The sequence below is a fragment of the Mesorhizobium sp. M2A.F.Ca.ET.067.02.1.1 genome, assembly GCF_004023285.1.
GTDB lineage: Bacteria > Pseudomonadota > Alphaproteobacteria > Rhizobiales > Rhizobiaceae > Mesorhizobium.
Window position 1 is genome coordinate 1 of record NZ_RZSB01000057.1, and the last position, 15,118, is coordinate 15,118.

General features: G+C 63.9%; 19 protein-coding genes. 4 read left to right on the forward strand and 15 right to left on the reverse strand.

Translation table 11 applies throughout. The features are described 5' to 3' along the window. The 4 genes from EOA28_RS07605 to EOA28_RS07620 all read left to right on the forward strand — a co-directional run. Positions 1-279 (forward strand): transglycosylase domain-containing protein (locus tag EOA28_RS07605; RefSeq protein WP_189341970.1); only part of this gene is annotated, 279 nt, incomplete at its 5' end. Positions 280-533: 254 nt separating this feature from the next. Continuing rightward, on the forward strand, positions 534-716 hold the full coding sequence (rpmF, locus tag EOA28_RS07610) for a 50S ribosomal protein L32 (protein ID WP_006203806.1): 183 nt from the start codon (positions 534-536) through the stop codon (positions 714-716). A 270-nt stretch (positions 717-986) separates the two neighbouring features. After that, positions 987-1,388, forward strand: coding sequence for a hypothetical protein (locus tag EOA28_RS07615; RefSeq protein ID WP_127251054.1), 402 nt, complete (start codon positions 987-989; stop codon positions 1,386-1,388). 184 nt (positions 1,389-1,572) lie between these two features. Then, on the forward strand, positions 1,573-2,637 hold the full coding sequence (locus EOA28_RS07620) for an alpha/beta hydrolase (protein ID WP_127251055.1): 1,065 nt from the start codon (positions 1,573-1,575) through the stop codon (positions 2,635-2,637). Positions 2,638-2,705: 68 nt separating this feature from the next. Here EOA28_RS07620 and pyk read toward each other — a convergent pair whose 3' ends face one another. From pyk to EOA28_RS07690, 15 genes are all read right to left on the reverse strand, one after another. Then, positions 2,706-4,133, reverse strand: coding sequence for a pyruvate kinase (pyk, locus tag EOA28_RS07625; RefSeq protein ID WP_127386250.1), 1,428 nt, complete (start codon positions 4,131-4,133; stop codon positions 2,706-2,708). Beyond that, positions 4,130-5,983, reverse strand: coding sequence for a transcription termination factor NusA (gene nusA / locus EOA28_RS07630; RefSeq protein WP_128314776.1), 1,854 nt, complete (start codon positions 5,981-5,983; stop codon positions 4,130-4,132). The genes pyk and nusA overlap by 4 nt, the downstream gene beginning before the upstream one ends. Positions 5,984-6,029: 46 nt before the next feature. Further along, positions 6,030-6,656, reverse strand: a complete 627-nt coding sequence (rimP, locus tag EOA28_RS07635) for a ribosome maturation factor RimP (RefSeq protein ID WP_112127965.1) — start codon at positions 6,654-6,656, stop codon at positions 6,030-6,032. 153 nt (positions 6,657-6,809) lie between these two features. Beyond that, positions 6,810-7,097, reverse strand: coding sequence for a type II toxin-antitoxin system RelE/ParE family toxin (locus EOA28_RS07640; protein WP_127250136.1), 288 nt, complete (start codon positions 7,095-7,097; stop codon positions 6,810-6,812). After that, positions 7,094-7,342: a CopG family ribbon-helix-helix protein gene (locus tag EOA28_RS07645; protein WP_189341971.1), complete on the reverse strand. Its 249-nt coding sequence runs from the start codon at positions 7,340-7,342 to the stop codon at positions 7,094-7,096. Before EOA28_RS07645 ends, EOA28_RS07640 begins: the two co-directional genes overlap by 4 nt. 154 nt (positions 7,343-7,496) lie before the next feature. Beyond that, entirely contained in the window at positions 7,497-7,772 is a 276-nt protein-coding gene (locus EOA28_RS07650; RefSeq protein ID WP_127250138.1) for a DUF1778 domain-containing protein, read from the reverse strand. A gap of 65 nt (positions 7,773-7,837) precedes the next feature. Further along, complete coding sequence (locus tag EOA28_RS07655) at positions 7,838-8,548, reverse strand: tRNA (guanosine(46)-N(7))-methyltransferase TrmB (protein ID WP_127250139.1); 711 nt, start codon at positions 8,546-8,548, stop codon at positions 7,838-7,840. After that, positions 8,545-9,810 carry a methionine adenosyltransferase gene (gene metK / locus EOA28_RS07660; protein WP_126079416.1) on the reverse strand — a complete coding sequence of 422 codons (1,266 nt, stop codon included), beginning with the start codon at positions 9,808-9,810 and terminating at the stop codon, positions 8,545-8,547. Before metK ends, EOA28_RS07655 begins: the two co-directional genes overlap by 4 nt. Positions 9,811-9,976: 166 nt before the next feature. Beyond that, entirely contained in the window at positions 9,977-10,399 is a 423-nt protein-coding gene (locus EOA28_RS07665) for a helix-turn-helix transcriptional regulator (protein ID WP_095819313.1), read from the reverse strand. Between the two features lie 139 nt (positions 10,400-10,538). After that, positions 10,539-12,125 carry an apolipoprotein N-acyltransferase gene (gene lnt / locus EOA28_RS07670; RefSeq protein ID WP_127250140.1) on the reverse strand — a complete coding sequence of 529 codons (1,587 nt, stop codon included), beginning with the start codon at positions 12,123-12,125 and terminating at the stop codon, positions 10,539-10,541. A 97-nt stretch (positions 12,126-12,222) separates the two neighbouring features. Next, the gene (locus EOA28_RS07675) at positions 12,223-12,558 is read right to left on the reverse strand and encodes a VOC family protein (RefSeq protein WP_348527545.1); all 336 of its coding nucleotides are present in this window, start codon (positions 12,556-12,558) and stop codon (positions 12,223-12,225) included. Beyond that, a complete protein-coding gene (locus EOA28_RS41105; RefSeq protein ID WP_348527535.1) occupies positions 12,494-12,682 on the reverse strand; it encodes a hypothetical protein in 189 nt (62 codons plus the stop codon). The genes EOA28_RS07675 and EOA28_RS41105 overlap by 65 nt, the downstream gene beginning before the upstream one ends. A 72-nt stretch (positions 12,683-12,754) precedes the next feature. Further along, positions 12,755-13,831: a hemolysin family protein gene (locus EOA28_RS07680; RefSeq protein ID WP_127250141.1), complete on the reverse strand. Its 1,077-nt coding sequence runs from the start codon at positions 13,829-13,831 to the stop codon at positions 12,755-12,757. 27 nt (positions 13,832-13,858) lie between these two features. Further along, a complete protein-coding gene (gene ybeY / locus EOA28_RS07685; protein WP_127250142.1) occupies positions 13,859-14,356 on the reverse strand; it encodes an rRNA maturation RNase YbeY in 498 nt (165 codons plus the stop codon). Between the two features lie 12 nt (positions 14,357-14,368). Then, positions 14,369-15,118 (reverse strand): PhoH family protein (locus tag EOA28_RS07690; protein ID WP_148670668.1); only part of this gene is annotated, 750 nt, incomplete at its 5' end.

Below are 15,118 nucleotides of genomic sequence, written 5' to 3' on the forward strand. Positions count from 1 at the left end.
TATTTCGATGCGGTGATGTCGAAGCGGCGGATCATGGAGATTTATCTCAACATCGCCGAATGGGGGCCGGGCATCTACGGCATCGAGGCTGCCGCCCGGCATCATTTCGGCGTCTCGGCCAAGCAGTTGTCGCGCAGGCAGGCGGCCCTGCTCGCCGTCAGCCTGCCCAACCCGATCGCGCGCAATCCGGCGAAGCCCGGGCCGGGACTGAGGCGGCTGGCCTCGCTGATCGAGCGGCGCGCCAGCCGGTCCGGCGCCTATGTCGGATGCCTGGATTAGGGCGTGATCCCGAAAAGTGGGACCCGGTTTTCGGAAAAGATCACGCTCCAACGAAGACTTGGACCAGGACGGCGTTTCGACGAAACGGCATCCTGATCCAAGCGAAGCGGCGCCGGCTCAAAAAAATTCGCGGCCAGCGCTGGCCAAAACGGCGCAAGGCGTGTATAGGCACCCGACTTTCTCAGATTATGGCCTCGATGCGGCCCTTTCGCGAGGGTTGCCGGGGCATTTTGACCATGTAGTGGAGCATATCCATGGCCGTTCCAAAAAGAAAAACCTCTCCGTCGAAGCGCGGCATGCGCCGCTCGGCCGACGCCCTCAAGGCCCCGACCTATGTCGAGGACAAGAACTCCGGCGAGATGCGCCGCCCGCACCACATCGACCTGAAGACCGGCATGTATCGCGGCCGCCAGGTTCTGGAGCCGAAGGAAAGCTGAGAGGCTTCCAAGGTTTGCGACTTTCAAAAGACCGGCCCCTGGCCGGTCTTTTTGTTTTGGCGCCCTGCCGGTCCGCCGACTGGTGCCGAAGTCGGCATGAGGTGGCTCCTCCAGAGATCGCGCCTGGAGGGGACGTAATGTCAGCCGGCAACCGGCTGACATCGTTATTTCATTAGGTCTTACAGCGTGTTCGTCGCCGCGGCGAAAAACCTTGACGGCGCGCTTGCCGCGGATTTTACAAAAGGGGGTGCCCTGATTGGAGTCGCCCAGATGTTCGGTGCCATCCCGCTGCTGATCATGCCTTTTGTCCTCTACAATCTCGGCCTGCTCGGATTGTTCGGCGGCGGCGACGACCCCTGGATGACCGAGATGTTCTCCTTCCGCATGATGTCGGGCGGCGTCTTCTCCATGACGCTCGGCGACCTGATGGTGCTGATCGGGCTGATCTTTCTGTTCGTCGAGATCTCGAAATCGGTGCGCACGACCAATGCCTCGATCCTGGATCACCTTCTGTCGACGCTGGTCTTCATCGCCTTTCTCGTCGAGTTCCTGCTGGTGAAGGGCGCGGCGCACTCAGTCTTCTTCACGCTGATGATCATCGCGCTGTTCGACGTGCTGGCCGGCTTCTCCGTGTCGATGCGATCGGCAAGCCGCGACATCAATCTGAACTAGCCCCGGCACGGAAGTTCAGACGGGCTGCTCCCGTTGCCGGATGGCATGCGTTGACGATTGGCGGAGACCTCCGGCTCGCGCGCACCACGGCAGCGTGACAGATTCCGGCTGCCAACGCGGCCTCAACCTGTCAAGATCGCCTGACCGCTGAACCAGATCTTCACCTGCCCTCGTATCTCACCGCATGAACCTCATCGGCGCCGCGCTCCTCTTCCTCATCGCACTCCTCTTTGCCCTGGCCGGCATCACCCGCGCCGGCGTCTGGCTGATCGAGCGACGCAGTCCGCCGGCCGGCGAGTTCGCCGAGGTCAACGGCGCGCGCATCCATTATGCCCATATCCCGGCACCTGCCGGCGCCGACCTGACGCCGCTCGTCTTCATCCATGGCGCCAGCGCCAACCTCAAGGACCAGATGCTGCCGCTGAAGCCGCTGCTCGAGGGCCGCGCCGAGATGCTGTTCCTCGACCGCCCGGGCCTCGGCTGGTCGCGGCGCGGCAACAACGAAACTCTGGCCGCGCAGGCCGATACGATCGCGGCGCTGATAGACCGCCTCGGCATTGCAAAGGCCATTGTCGTTGCGCATTCCTTCGGCGGCGCGATCACCACGGCTTTCGCCCGCCAGCATCCAGAAAAAACAGCGGGTCTCGTCTTCGTGTCACCGGCCACGCATCCCTGGCCGGGCGGCGCGACCGCCTGGTACTACAAGCTCACCGCCATGCCGGTGGTCGGCTGGCTGTTTTCCGAAACGCTCGCCTATCCGGCCGGCATGCTGCGGATCGGCGATGCGACGGCTTGCGTCTTCTCCCCCAACACCCTGCCGGACTTCTACCTCCAGAACGCCTCGATCCCGCTGGTGCTCAGGCCATCCGCCTTTCGCGCCAACGCCCGCGATGTCGCCCAGCTCCACGACTATGTCCGGGCCGCCTCTCCCGCTTACCGGGAGATCAAGGCGCCGACCGTCGTCATCTCGGGCGACCGCGACAAGGTGGTCTACGCGACGATCCACTCCGTCGGCCTCGAGCGCGACATTCCCGGCGCCGAACTGGTTTGGGTCCGCAATCTCGGCCACAAGCCGGACTGGATCGCACCCGATCTCGTGGTCGGCGCGATCCGGAAGGTCGCGGGCGAAGATGTCGATCTACAAGCGCTGGCCAAGGCCGTGGAGGGCCGGATTGCCGGCGACCCCTACAAAGACGGCAAGTGCCCCGACATCAAGGTGCCCGACGCCGAGCTCGCGCCGGGCCGATGAGTTGCGTTGCTGTCGCCAAGCAGCCTTAGACTAGGTCAGCGCCGACTTCGCAGACCAAGCCTCAGCGGTTAGTGAGTCTCAGACCCGATATACGCAATCCGCAGCATATTGGTCGATCCGGGTGTCCTGAGCGGGACGCCGGCCGTGATGATGACGCGGTCGCCAGGCTTGCCGAAACCTTCTTCCAGCGCGATCCGGCAGGCCCGGTCGACCATGTCGTCGAGGTCGGTAGCATCCTCCGAAACCACGCAATGCGTGCCCCACAGCAGCGACAGGCGGCGCGCCGTGCTGAGGATCGGCGACAGCGCCACGATCGGCACCTGTGGGCGCTCGCGCGCGGCGCGCAGCCCGGTCGTGCCGGACGCGGTGTAGGAAATGATCGCCGATAGTTTCAGCGTCTCGGCGATCTCGCGAGCGGCCAGCGAAATGGCGTCGGCCCCGGTCGCCTCGGGTTCCGAACGCTGCGCGTTGATGATGCCGGCATAGGTCGGGTCGGTTTCGACCTTGGTGGCGATGCGGTTCATCATGCCGACAGCTTCGACCGGATAGGCGCCGGCCGCGGATTCGGCCGAAAGCATGATCGCGTCGGCGCCCTCGAACACGGCGATCGACACGTCGGAGACCTCGGCGCGGGTCGGCACCGGCGCGGTGATCATCGATTCCAGCATCTGTGTGGCAATCACCACCGGCTTGCCGGCGCGGCGCGCGGCGCGCGTGATCTGCTTCTGAATGCCGGGCACGGCTTCGATCGGCATCTCGACGCCGAGATCGCCGCGGGCGACCATCAGCGCATCGGAGAGATCGATGATTTCGGGAAGCCTGGCCACCGCCTGCGGCTTCTCGATCTTGGCCATGATCAGCGCCCGCCCGCGCGCGATCTTGCGCGCTTCCGCCAGATCCTCCGGCCGCTGCACGAAGGACAGCGCCACCCAGTCGACGCCCGTGGCAAGCACCGCGTCGAGATCGGCGCGGTCCTTGTCGGTCAGCGCGCCGACCGGCAGGTCGGTGTCGGGCAGGCTGACGCCCTTCTTGTCGGAGATTCCGCTACCGGCAACGACGGTGCAGGTGATCGACTTGCCGTCGGCCTTCACCGCCTTCAGCTCCAGCTTGCCGTCATCGATCAAAAGTCTGTGACCGGCCTCGACCGAGCTCAGGATTTCGGGATGCGGCAGGTACACGCGCTTCGACGTGCCGGGCTCGGGATTGTCGTCGAGCGTAAAGGTCTGGCCGACAGTCAGCGCTTCCTTGCCGTTGGAGAACTTGCCCACCCTGAGCTTCGGACCCTGCAAATCGGCGAGGATGCCGATCGGCCGGCCTACGGCGGCCTCGACGGCGCGGATGCGCCCGACCAGCGTGCGCATCAACTCGTGGTCGGTATGGCTCATATTGATGCGGAAGACATCGGCGCCCGCTTCGAAGAGCTTCTTCAGCATTTCCTCGGAGGAGGAAGCCGGACCGATGGTGGCGAGGATCTTGACCTTGCGGTTGCGTCTCATTGACTGTTTGTTCCCGGAGCGGGGGTCGCTGGCGCGCCTCCCGTTGCGGGCTCGTCGGTCAGCTGGACCATCCAGCTGGCCTGCTCGCCCGTGTCATATTCTTGGAATCCGGCGCGTTGGAAGCCCCGAGCGACGCAATCATTCACGCCGGCGATCTTGAACTCTTTTTCGGCGACGCACATGTTGATCGGGCCATCCCAGCGCCCGCCACGCTCGGCGTCTTCTGCATAAAGATAGTAAAACCTTGATGACAGCGGACCCTCGATCAGCGTCTTGCAGGTCGATCCTTCGATGTGCCACCAGCCCTCGGTGATCCAGCCGGCCTTGAGGCGCGCAGCCAGAACCATCTGCTCGGCATCGGCGCGCGACACGCCGTGGCTGGCGAGCACGCCCGGATAGACCTTGGTCTCGCCGTCCTTGCGTTCCTTCCAGCCGGTCAGGTCGTCCGCGGCATAGCCGGCGAAGTCCTCGATCGTCTTCACGCCGTCCTCGCCGAGCGTCACCATCATGGCGGTGGTGACGCCGGGGATCTCGCGCAGCTCGTCCTTGACGCCCAGCGCCTTGCGCTTTTCGTCATGCTCGGCCTCGATCTTCTCCAGATATTCGCGGGCGCGGGTCTGGATTTCCGAAGCGGTGTCCTCGTCGAAGCCGTCGATGGAGGAGATTTCGCCCGAGTCGACATAGGCGACTTCCTCGACGCTGGTGAAGCCTTCGGAGGCAAGCACCTGGCCGACCATCTCGTCGACATCGAGGGCCTCCATGAACAGTGCCGAACGCTCGACGAATTCCTTCTGGCGGCGCTCGCTCTCTTCCTGCTCGGTCAGGATGTCGATATCCCAGCCGGTGAGCTGCGAGGCCAGGCGGACGTTCTGGCCGCGGCGGCCGATGGCCAGCGAGAGCTGGTCGTCCGGCACCACCACCTCGATGCGCTCGGCATCCTCGTCGAGCACCACCTTGGCGACCTCGGCCGGCTGCAGCGCGTTGACGATGAAGGAAGCGGCCGAAGGCGACCACGGAATGATGTCGATCTTCTCTCCCTGCAATTCGCCGACCACCGCCTGGACGCGGCTGCCGCGCATACCGACGCAGGCGCCGACCGGATCGATCGAGGAATCGCGTGAGATGACGGCGATCTTGGCGCGCGAGCCGGGGTCGCGAGCGACCGACTTGATCTCGATGATGCCGTCGTAGATTTCCGGCACTTCCATGGTGAAGAGCTTGGCCATGAATTGCGGATGGGTGCGCGACAGGAAGATCTGCGGGCCGCGCTGCTCGCGGCGCACGTCGTAGACATAGGCGCGGACGCGGTCGCCATACTTATAGTTCTCGCGTGGGATCAGCTCGTCGCGGCGGATGATCGCCTCGCCGCGGCCGAGATCGACGATGACGTTGCCATATTCGACGCGCTTGACGGTGCCGTTGACGATCTCGCCGATGCGATCCTTGTATTCGTCATACTGGCGATCGCGTTCGGCCTCGCGCACCTTCTGCACGATGACCTGCTTGGCCGATTGGGCGGCGATACGGCCGAAATCCATCGGCGGCAGCTGCTCGGCGATGAAGTCGCCGAGTTGGGCGTCGGGGTTGCGCTCGCGCGCCGTGGAAAGCGCGATCTGCGTGGCGTAGTCCTCAACCTTATCGACCACTTCCATTAGCCGCTGCAGCTTCATCTCACCGGTGTTCGGGTTGATGTCAGCGCGGATGTTGGTCTCCTGGCCGTAGCGCGAGCGCGCCGCCTTCTGGATCGCATCGGCCATGGCGGCGATGACGATCGACTTGTCGATCGACTTTTCACGCGCGACCGCGTCGGCGATCTGCAGCAGTTCAAGCCTATTGGCGCTTACAACCATTGTCTTTCTCCCGATTTCGCCTCGGACACGCGGCCCGGCGGCGCTATCAACTTTCCTGTTCGGTTTCGTTTTCCTCGGCGGCGTCTTCCGCTTCGCCGCGGCGTTTCCTTGCTTCCTTGCGCGCCCGGTTGTCCTTCGACAGGGCATCGCGGATGAGATCGTCGGTCAGCACCAGCCGGGCCTCGGCGATCGCGTCATAAGGCACGCGCACCGTCGGCTCCTCGCCATAGGCCGCCTTGTCGCGCTCGATAAGGATGCCATCGGCGTCGGCCTCGGCGATCTTGCCCTTGAAGCGCTTGCGGTCGCCGACGAGGACGGACGTCTCCAGCTTGACCAGGTGACCGGTCCAGGTGGTGAAATCCGACTTGCGCACCAGCGGCCGGTCGATACCCGGCGAGGACACTTCGAGATGATACGCCTTTTCGATCGGATCCTCGACATCGAGGGCCGGCGACACCGCGCGGCTGACCTCTTCGCAATCCTCGACGGTCATCGTGCCGTCCTCGCGCTCGGCCATGATCTGCAGCGTCAGCCCGTTCTGACCGGTCAACTGCACCCGCACGAGACGAAAGCCGATGGCCTTGAGCACCGGCTGCACGATCAGCGCAATGCGCGCATCGATGCCGCTTTCGCGGATGATACGGTCGTCGGCCTCGCTTGCCGCTGCAGTCATCGGATCCCTGTCGCTTTTGGCTTCCGGCCGGCAGGTAATAAAAAAGAGCGGGACCGGGTGGACCCACTCTTCGTCATACCGACCAAGAATTTGAGGCTGATATAGACGATTGGCGCCGGTGTTTCAAGCCTGCAGGCAAAAGGCTAGCGGCATCTACAGCTGGCGTGGCCATCGCTGGGCTGCATGCATCACGGTGAGTATCTCGATCTCGCCGCCGACAACACGGTAGGGAATTATGTACGGGATATCGGCCAAGACCAGCTCTCGTGTCCCTTTCACCCGCCCGACGCGGCCCATCGCCGGATGTTCGGCAAGATTGTCCACGACAGAAACAATGCGGGCAACGACCCGTGCCGCGGCTGTTGGATTGTCCTTTTCGATGAAACCGCCAATCTGGTCGAGACGGCGCACGGCGCGCTCTGTCCAGCGGATCCGCTTCATCCCCCGGAGGCCGGCTTGACGTATTTCGCTATGACGCCGGCCAGATCCTTCTCACTTGCAAATTCCCCTCGATCAGCTTCCTCGAGGCCGGCCTCGATCTCGGCAAGTTGCCATTCTTCCCTGGCGACATAGTCTTCGATCGCTTGGGCCGCCACGTAGGAGCGTGAGCGATCCACCTTTTCGGCCAATTGGTCGAGCTTGGCCACGGTCTCATCGGGAAGCCGTACGGTGAAGGCGCTCATCATCCCGTCTCCATTCTGGTTCACAATGAATGTGGTGGAACCAGGATGGTTCGTCAATGGAGGCTCCCCAGCGGAAAATCCGGACACGGCGTGGAACTGCGGTAAGCGGTTTGGGAACCAACAAAGCCACTGGTCAGCGCTTCGTGGTATAACCAGCTTACCAGGGAGCGGGCCGCTTCGCCAGTTCCACCATATCAGGAAACGGAGCAGCCGGAGCCGACAGGACTTCCATGAACGCAGCGAACCCTTCCGGGCTCATGCGGACAAGGCGGTTGTCCATCAGCACATCCTCGGCCGCGCGCACGGCGGCATCGCGCACGAAATCCGCGCGGGAGCGGCCGCGGAGACCGGCGGCGCGATCGATCATCGCCGCATCCGCTTCCGGCAGGCGCATCAAGATCCGGTATTCCTTGCGTTCGATCGGGGCGGCCATAGCTGTCTCCTTATCGGCAATGCAGCAGCCTGTAGCGCTAAATGCAATACAGAGACTCGGGCTACCTATTTCCGGATAAAGGTCAGATAAGCCGGCCGCCGTCCTTCGCGGATGGCCTTGGCCTCGTAACGCGTGCCGGGCCAACCTTCATAGGGCTGATGCCAATCCGCAGCCTCTCCAGCCTGCCATGCGAAGCCGCCGTGAGCGCGGCAGGCAAGCAGAGTCCAGTTCACATAGCTGTCGATATCGGAGGCGAAGCGGAACCTGCCGCCCGGCTTCAGGACGCGGGCAAAGCGGCCGAGATTGGCGGCACCGACGAAGCGGCGCTTCCAGTGCTTCTTCTTCGGCCACGGATCGGGATAGAGCAGGTCGATGCCGTCGAGCGAGCCCGACGGCAGCCAATCGAGCAGGCGCGTGGCGTCGTCGTCATAGACCCTGAGATTGCCAAGCGGGTTCTTGGCAAGCGCCGTCATCATCTTGGCCATGCCGTTGACGAAGGGCTCGACGCCAATGAAGCCGGTCCCCTGCGCTTCCTTGGCGCGGTGCAGAAGATGCTCGCCGCCGCCAAAGCCGATCTCCAGCTGAAGTGCCGAAACCTCCGCCTTGAACAAGGTGCTGAGGTCAGCCGGCGCTTGCGCCGTCAGGTCGAGCCGGTATTCGCGCAGGCCGCTTTCGAGGGCGATCGCCTGCTGCGGGCGTATGGTCTTGCCGTGCCGGCGACCGAAGAATCCTTCGGTCGCCCGGCTCGGTCTATCCTTTGCGTTCGCTGGCGTCAGGCGGCGACGGCGTCCTTGAGCGCCTTGGCGAGATCGGTCTTCTCCCAGGAGAAGGAACCGTCGCGACCGGCCTTGCGGCCGAAATGGCCGTAGGACGAGGTTTTTGCGTAGATCGGCTTGTTGAGGTCGAGATGACGGCGGATGCCCGACGGCGACAGGTCCATCACCTTGCGCAGCGCCTCCTCGAGCTTCGATTCCTCGACCTTGCCGGTGCCGTGCAGGTCGACATAGACCGACAGCGGCTGGGCGACGCCGATGGCGTAGGAGAGCTGGATGGTGCAGCGGTCGGCGAGCTTGGCCGCCACCACGTTCTTGGCAAGGTAGCGCGCCGCATAGGCGGCCGAACGGTCGACCTTGGTGGTGTCCTTGCCCGAGAAGGCGCCGCCACCGTGCGGTGCCGCGCCGCCATAGGTGTCGACGATGATCTTGCGGCCGGTGAGGCCGGCATCGCCGTCAGGCCCGCCGATGACGAACTTGCCGGTCGGGTTGATGTACCAGTTGCAGTCCTCGGCGATCTTCAGGTCGCCAAGCGCCTCGCGGATATAGGGCTCGACGACCTTGCGGACCTTCTTGGAGTCCCAGCTGGCATCGAGATGCTGGGTGGAGAGCACGATCTGCGTGACTTCCGCCGCCTTGCCGTCGGCATAGCGCACGGTGACCTGGCTCTTGGCGTCCGGGCCGAGCTTGCCGGCCTCGCCATTGCCTTCATGGCGCGCGGCGGCAAGCAATTCGAGAATCTTGTGGCTGTAATAGATCGGCGCCGGCATCAGGTCGGGCGTCTCGCGGCAGGCGTAACCGAACATGATGCCCTGGTCGCCGGCACCTTCCTCGCCCTGGCGGTCGGCGGCGTTGTCGACGCCCTGGCCGATGTCGGGCGACTGGCCGTGCAGCAGCACGTCGATCTTGGCGGTCTTCCAGTGGAAGCCGGACTGCTCGTAGCCGATCTCTCTGATAGCCTTGCGGGCGACCGACTTGAACTTGGCCGGGTTGACCACGGGGTGGCCGGACGCATCCTTGAGGACGTTGCCCGCCTTGTCCTTCTTCAAAAGCGTGTCGGGGACACGGACCTCGCCGGCGATGACGACGCGGTTGGTGGTGGCCAGCGTTTCGCAGGCGACGCGGACCTTCCACGGATCCATGCCTGTCTTCTTGGCTTCGCGATAGACCAGATCGACGATTTCGTCGGAGATGCGGTCACAAACTTTGTCGGGATGACCCTCGGAGACGGATTCCGAGGTGAAGAGATAATTCTGCCGCGTCACGGGTGTCCCCTCTTGAAAAAAAAATCGGCAGGTTGCCGATTTTTGGCGCGCCACGTGTTAGCGGTGCCGGGCGCCGCTCGTCAAGCGGCGCGACGGATCTGGCATGAATGTAGGCAAGCCGGCTATGCCACCAGCGGCGGGGGGCCGCCGGCGGCATAGGTAAAAATCAATCGGCGTCCTCGGCGGAGAGCGCCTTCACCAGATCGATGATGCGGCGGCGCACCTTCACGTCGCCGATCTTGACAAAAGCCCGGTTAAGCTGAAGCCCTTCGGGACTACCGCAGAATTCGATGGCGAAGGCCATCGAGGAGTCTTCGGCAAATCCCCGATTGCCGCCACCGGTCTCCTCGCCCGGGGCATCCTCGAAAAAGAAGGCGACGGGAACGCTCAGGATGGAGGCGATCGCCTGCAGACGGCTGGCGCCAACCCTGTTCGTGCCCTTCTCATACTTCTGGATCTGCTGAAAGGTGATGCCGAGATTTTCACCCAGCTTTTCCTGGCTCATTCCAAGCATATTGCGACGCAGCCGGATGCGACTCCCGACATGAATGTCGATCGGATTCGGCTTCTTCTTGTTCTCTTCTGTCATTTTTTCCTCGCCGAATTTTTCCGGCTTTTTCTATTTTGTTCCGCCCATATGAAGCCGGAGCCACCTGCCCCAACAGAACCCTCCAACCGACTTCGAAAAATTTCAGGCGTTACAGTATGAGTTTCTAATGTGCCGACTGTCAATTCACCCGTAGCCGCTGCCTTACATTCAAGGTGAAGGCCATCAGCGCAAACAGCAACATGATCAGCAATCCGTTAAAATGCCGCTGTTCGGGAGACAGGAGGGCGCGCCCAGAAACCGGCACATGCGCGTCGATGGCGCCGCGCGCGTTGACGGCAAGCGCATCGATGATGCGCCCGCGCGAATCGACAACCGCGGAGATGCCGTTGTTGGCCGCGCGCAGCAGCGGCAATCCATTCTCCACCGCGCGAATCTGCGCCTGCCTGAAATGCTGATACGGGCCTGGCGTGTCGCCAAACCAGGCGTCGTTGGTGACGTTCACAATGACGTCAGATGACGCAGCGTCGACGGCGACGAGATCGGGAAAGATCACCTCGTAGCAGATGAACGGCGCGGCATGCAGGCCGCCCGGCAGACTGATCGGATGCCGCTCGTTGCCGGCGGCGAAATTCATCGGTCCGGCAACGAGCTGGCCTATGCCGAAGCGTTGGAAAAGATCGGCGAAGGGCAGGTATTCGCCGAAGGGCACCAGATGCACCTTGTCGACGGCGTCCACGATCTCGCCCTTGTCGTTGATCGCCACCACGGAATTGTAATAGCGGCTGCCGGCGCTCGCCGATCCGCCTTCCTCGCGCACGACGCCGGCAATCAGCATCTGGCCCTCGGCCAGCATGTCGCCCAGAGCCGTCAGCGCGTCCGGACGCACGGTGAACAGGAAGGGCACCGATGTTTCCGGCCACAAAATAAGCTGCGGCTTGGCATGGCCTTCTTCCGGCGCTTTCCCCGATATCCCCAGTAAAGTTGCGAAGATGCGGTCGCGCACCGAGGCGTCCCACTTTTCGCTGAGATCGACCGACGGCTGGACGATGCGAACATCGATCGAGCGGGCCGGCTCGACCGGGGCCGCGAGCCTGGCATAACCGAAGCCGATATGGCCGGCGACGAGGATGACGAACAGGGCAAGGCCCAGCCTCAGATGCCGGCGCGCCGCGACGAGCGCGGGCAGCGAAAACACGAAGACGGCGAGCGCGTTCATGCCGATCATGCCGGTCACCGACACGCTCTGCATCAGCAGCGGCACCGGCATCGCCGCGTATCCGACGGCGTTCCAGGGAAAGCCGGTGAAGAGGAAATCGCGCAGCCATTCAGCAAGGCTGAACCCGAAGGCAAGCGCGGCGATGCGGCCGATGTCGCTGCTCCAGAACAGCCGCGCCACCACGGTGGCGAAGCCATAGAAGAAGGCGAGCGCAAAGGGGATGCCGACGACGGCGAAGGGCAAAGCCCAGGCGAAGCTGTCGGCCTCGACCAGCAATGCCTGGCCGATCCACCACAGGCCGGCGAGGAAGTAGCCGAAGCCGAACCACCACCCGGTAGCGAAAGCCGGCCGCAGGCGCCTGAACCAGCCATCGGAAGCCTCGCCGGTGGCGCCGTCGAGCAGCCAGACCAGAACCGGGAACGAGACGAAGCAGACCGCGAAGAAATCGTAAGGCGCCTGGGCAAGCACCGCCAGCGCTCCGGCGGCAAAGGCCACCAGCGCCCGCCGCCACCCCCACAGCAGAATTATCCGGCCGGCAAAGCGCTGCATCCAGCTTCCCAAGTCGCGCGAATCAGGGAGTTAGAGGTTTAACAGGCCACGCCGCGCGATCCAAACCCAGATAAGCGCCGCCTGATACACCGTAGCGCTATCTGTGCCAGCCCTCGATCCGCAGGCCGCTCAGTCGCTCGGCCTCGTCCTTCGGCACGACGCGTATGGTTCGGGTGAATGTCCAGACATGGCCTTCGGGGTCGCGGGCGCGATATTGGCGCTCGCCGTAGAAATGATCCGCGGGCTCCTCGACTATCTCCGCGCCCGCCGCGCGCGCTTTCTCGCAATGAGCGTCGATATCCTGCTGCAGACGGACATAGACGGCTTGCGTGTTCTTGCCGCCGACGGAGGCGGGACTGGCGATACGCTCATCCCATTCGGAATCGACGATGATATAGCCGTCGCCGAAGCTGCACGAGCCGACCGTCGGGATCGCTCACCAGCATGCTCGGCTCAAAACCAAAGGCCGCTTGCAGAAAGGACAAAGCCGCGCGCGGATCGCGGCAGAAGACGCCTGAGCCCAGGACCGCATGCTTGAACGGATCGTCGGTCGGCATGCCGCTCCACGTTCTTTTTCGCAATTCCGGACGGAAAACCGCTACGCACTTTTCCTGGAATTGCTCAGGGCGTCAGGCCTGCTCGGTGCGGGCGGCGCGGCGGCGCTGCCGCTCGCCCTTCGGGCTCTGCACGATGCGCACGCGCTTGACGCGGCGCGGGTCGGCGTCGAGCACGTGGAACTCGAAGCCGGGAATGGCTTGCACGACTTCGCCCCTGGCCGGGACCCGGCCGAGCGTGTTGAAGATCATGCCGCCGATCGTGTCGACATATTCGCCATGCTCGCCGGCGGCGAAATCCTCGCCGATCATCTTGGCGACCTCGTCGATCTCGGCCTTGCCATCGACGACAAAGACGCCGTCGCCGGTCTGCGTGATCATCGGCTCGTCGTCGTCGTGCTCGTCCTCGATGTCGCCGACCACCATCTCGACAATGTCTTCCAGCGAGGCGAGGCCGTCGGTGCCGCCATATTCGTCGATGACCAGGGCCATCTGCGTGCGCGTCGTCTGCATGCGGCCCATGAGGTCGGAGGCCAGCATCGAAGGCGGCACAAACAGCACCTGGCGGATCAGATTGAGCTCGCCGATGGTGCGCGCGAGATCGACCTGCGCAAGGTCGAGCGCCGTCGTCACCGGCGCCTTCGCCCTGGTGCGGCCCTTCTTGACGCGGGCGACCTTGGTAATGTGGGCGAGCACATCGCGAATGTGGACCATGCCGCGCGGATCGTCCAACGTCTCGGAATAGACCGGCATGCGCGAATGGCCGGACTGCTCGAAAAGGCCGAGCAGGTCGCCAAGCGTGGTGTTGATCTCGACCGCCTCGATATCGGCGCGCGGCACCATGACGTCCTCGACCCGCACTTCGCGCAGGCGCAGGATGTTGTTGAGCATGGCGCGTTCGCCGGGCGAGAAGGATTCCGCATCGGTCGTCGTTTCGGCAAGCGCGCCGGCGATCTCCTCGCGCAGGCTGGTGCCGTTGCGGTGCCGGAACAGGCCGAGGACGCGGTCGAAGAGCGAAGGACCGGCATGCGTCGGCTCGACGGCCGCGCTGCCGGTGGGAATACTCGGACTCGAGCCCTCTTCCGTCTTTTCGGAAGGCTTGGCAGCACTGCCGGCGTCCGGGCGGGCGGCAGTTTCTGGTGTGTCGTTCATCGCCATCAGGTCAATTGAGCTTTTTTGTTACGCGTAGGGATCGGGAATGGCAAGCCTCGCAAGCGCGGCGCGCTCGAACGCTTCCATCTCCTCGGCCTCGGCGTCGGTCTCGTGATCATGACCCAGCAAGTGCAGCAGGCCATGGATGACGAGATGGGTGATATGGTTCTCAAGTGGCTTGTCTTCCAGTGCGGCCTCGCGCGCCACCGTCTCGGAAGCCAGCACGATGTCGCCCAGCATCGGCGGCAGCTTGCCGCCTTTCGGAAACGGAAAAGCCGGAAAAGACAAGACGTTGGTTGGCTTGTCCTTGCCGCGCCACTCGGCGTTGAGCGTCCGGATGTGAGCATCGTCGGAAAAGACGACGCTGAGTTCGGAGACGCCGGTCGCCCCGGTTTCGGCAAAGGCGGCCGCAACGGCGCGATCGACCAGGCGCGTCAGCTCGGCTTCGGCAGGCCAATTGCCGGCCTCGACGAAAATATCGATATTGACCGGCGTCTCGCCGCTTAATGCTGGATTGTCAGCCATATAGCCTTTTGATCAGCTTTCGGCGCCCAGGCCCCGCGCCAGCTTGCCGTCGCGGTCATAGGCCTTGACGATCTCGGCAACCAGCGGGTGGCGCACCACGTCGCCTTCGTTGAAGCGGACGGTGACGATGCCAGGCACGCCGTCGAGGATGCGCAGCGCCTCGACCAGCCCCGACTTGGTGTTGGGCGGCAGGTCGATCTGGGTCGGGTCGCCGGTGACGATCATGCGCGAGTTCTCGCCGAGACGGGTCAGGAACATCTTCATCTGCATCTGCGTGGTGTTCTGCGCCTCGTCAAGGATTACCGCCGCATGCGCCAGCGTGCGGCCACGCATGAAGGCCAGCGGCGCGATCTCGATCACCTCGGCCGCGATCGCCCGCTCGACCTTGTCGGCCGGCATCATGTCGTAGAGCGCGTCGTAGAGCGGCCGCAGATAGGGGTCCACCTTCTCCTTCATGTCGCCGGGCAGGAAGCCCAGCCGCTCGCCGGCCTCGACCGCGGGGCGCGACAGCACGATGCGCTCGACCATGCCGCGCTCCAAGAGCATCGCCGCATGCGCGACCGCCAGGTAGGTCTTGCCGGTGCCTGCCGGGCCGATGCCGAAGACCATTTCGGAGCGCTCCAGCGCCCGCATATAGGCGTCCTGGGTCAGCGAACGGGCGTAGATCGTCTTCTTGCGCGTCGATATCTGGGCGGCCGAAACCTTGCCCTTGCGCTCCATGGTCGGCAGCGTCAGCTGGTCGTCGGCGGCAATCGCCACTGT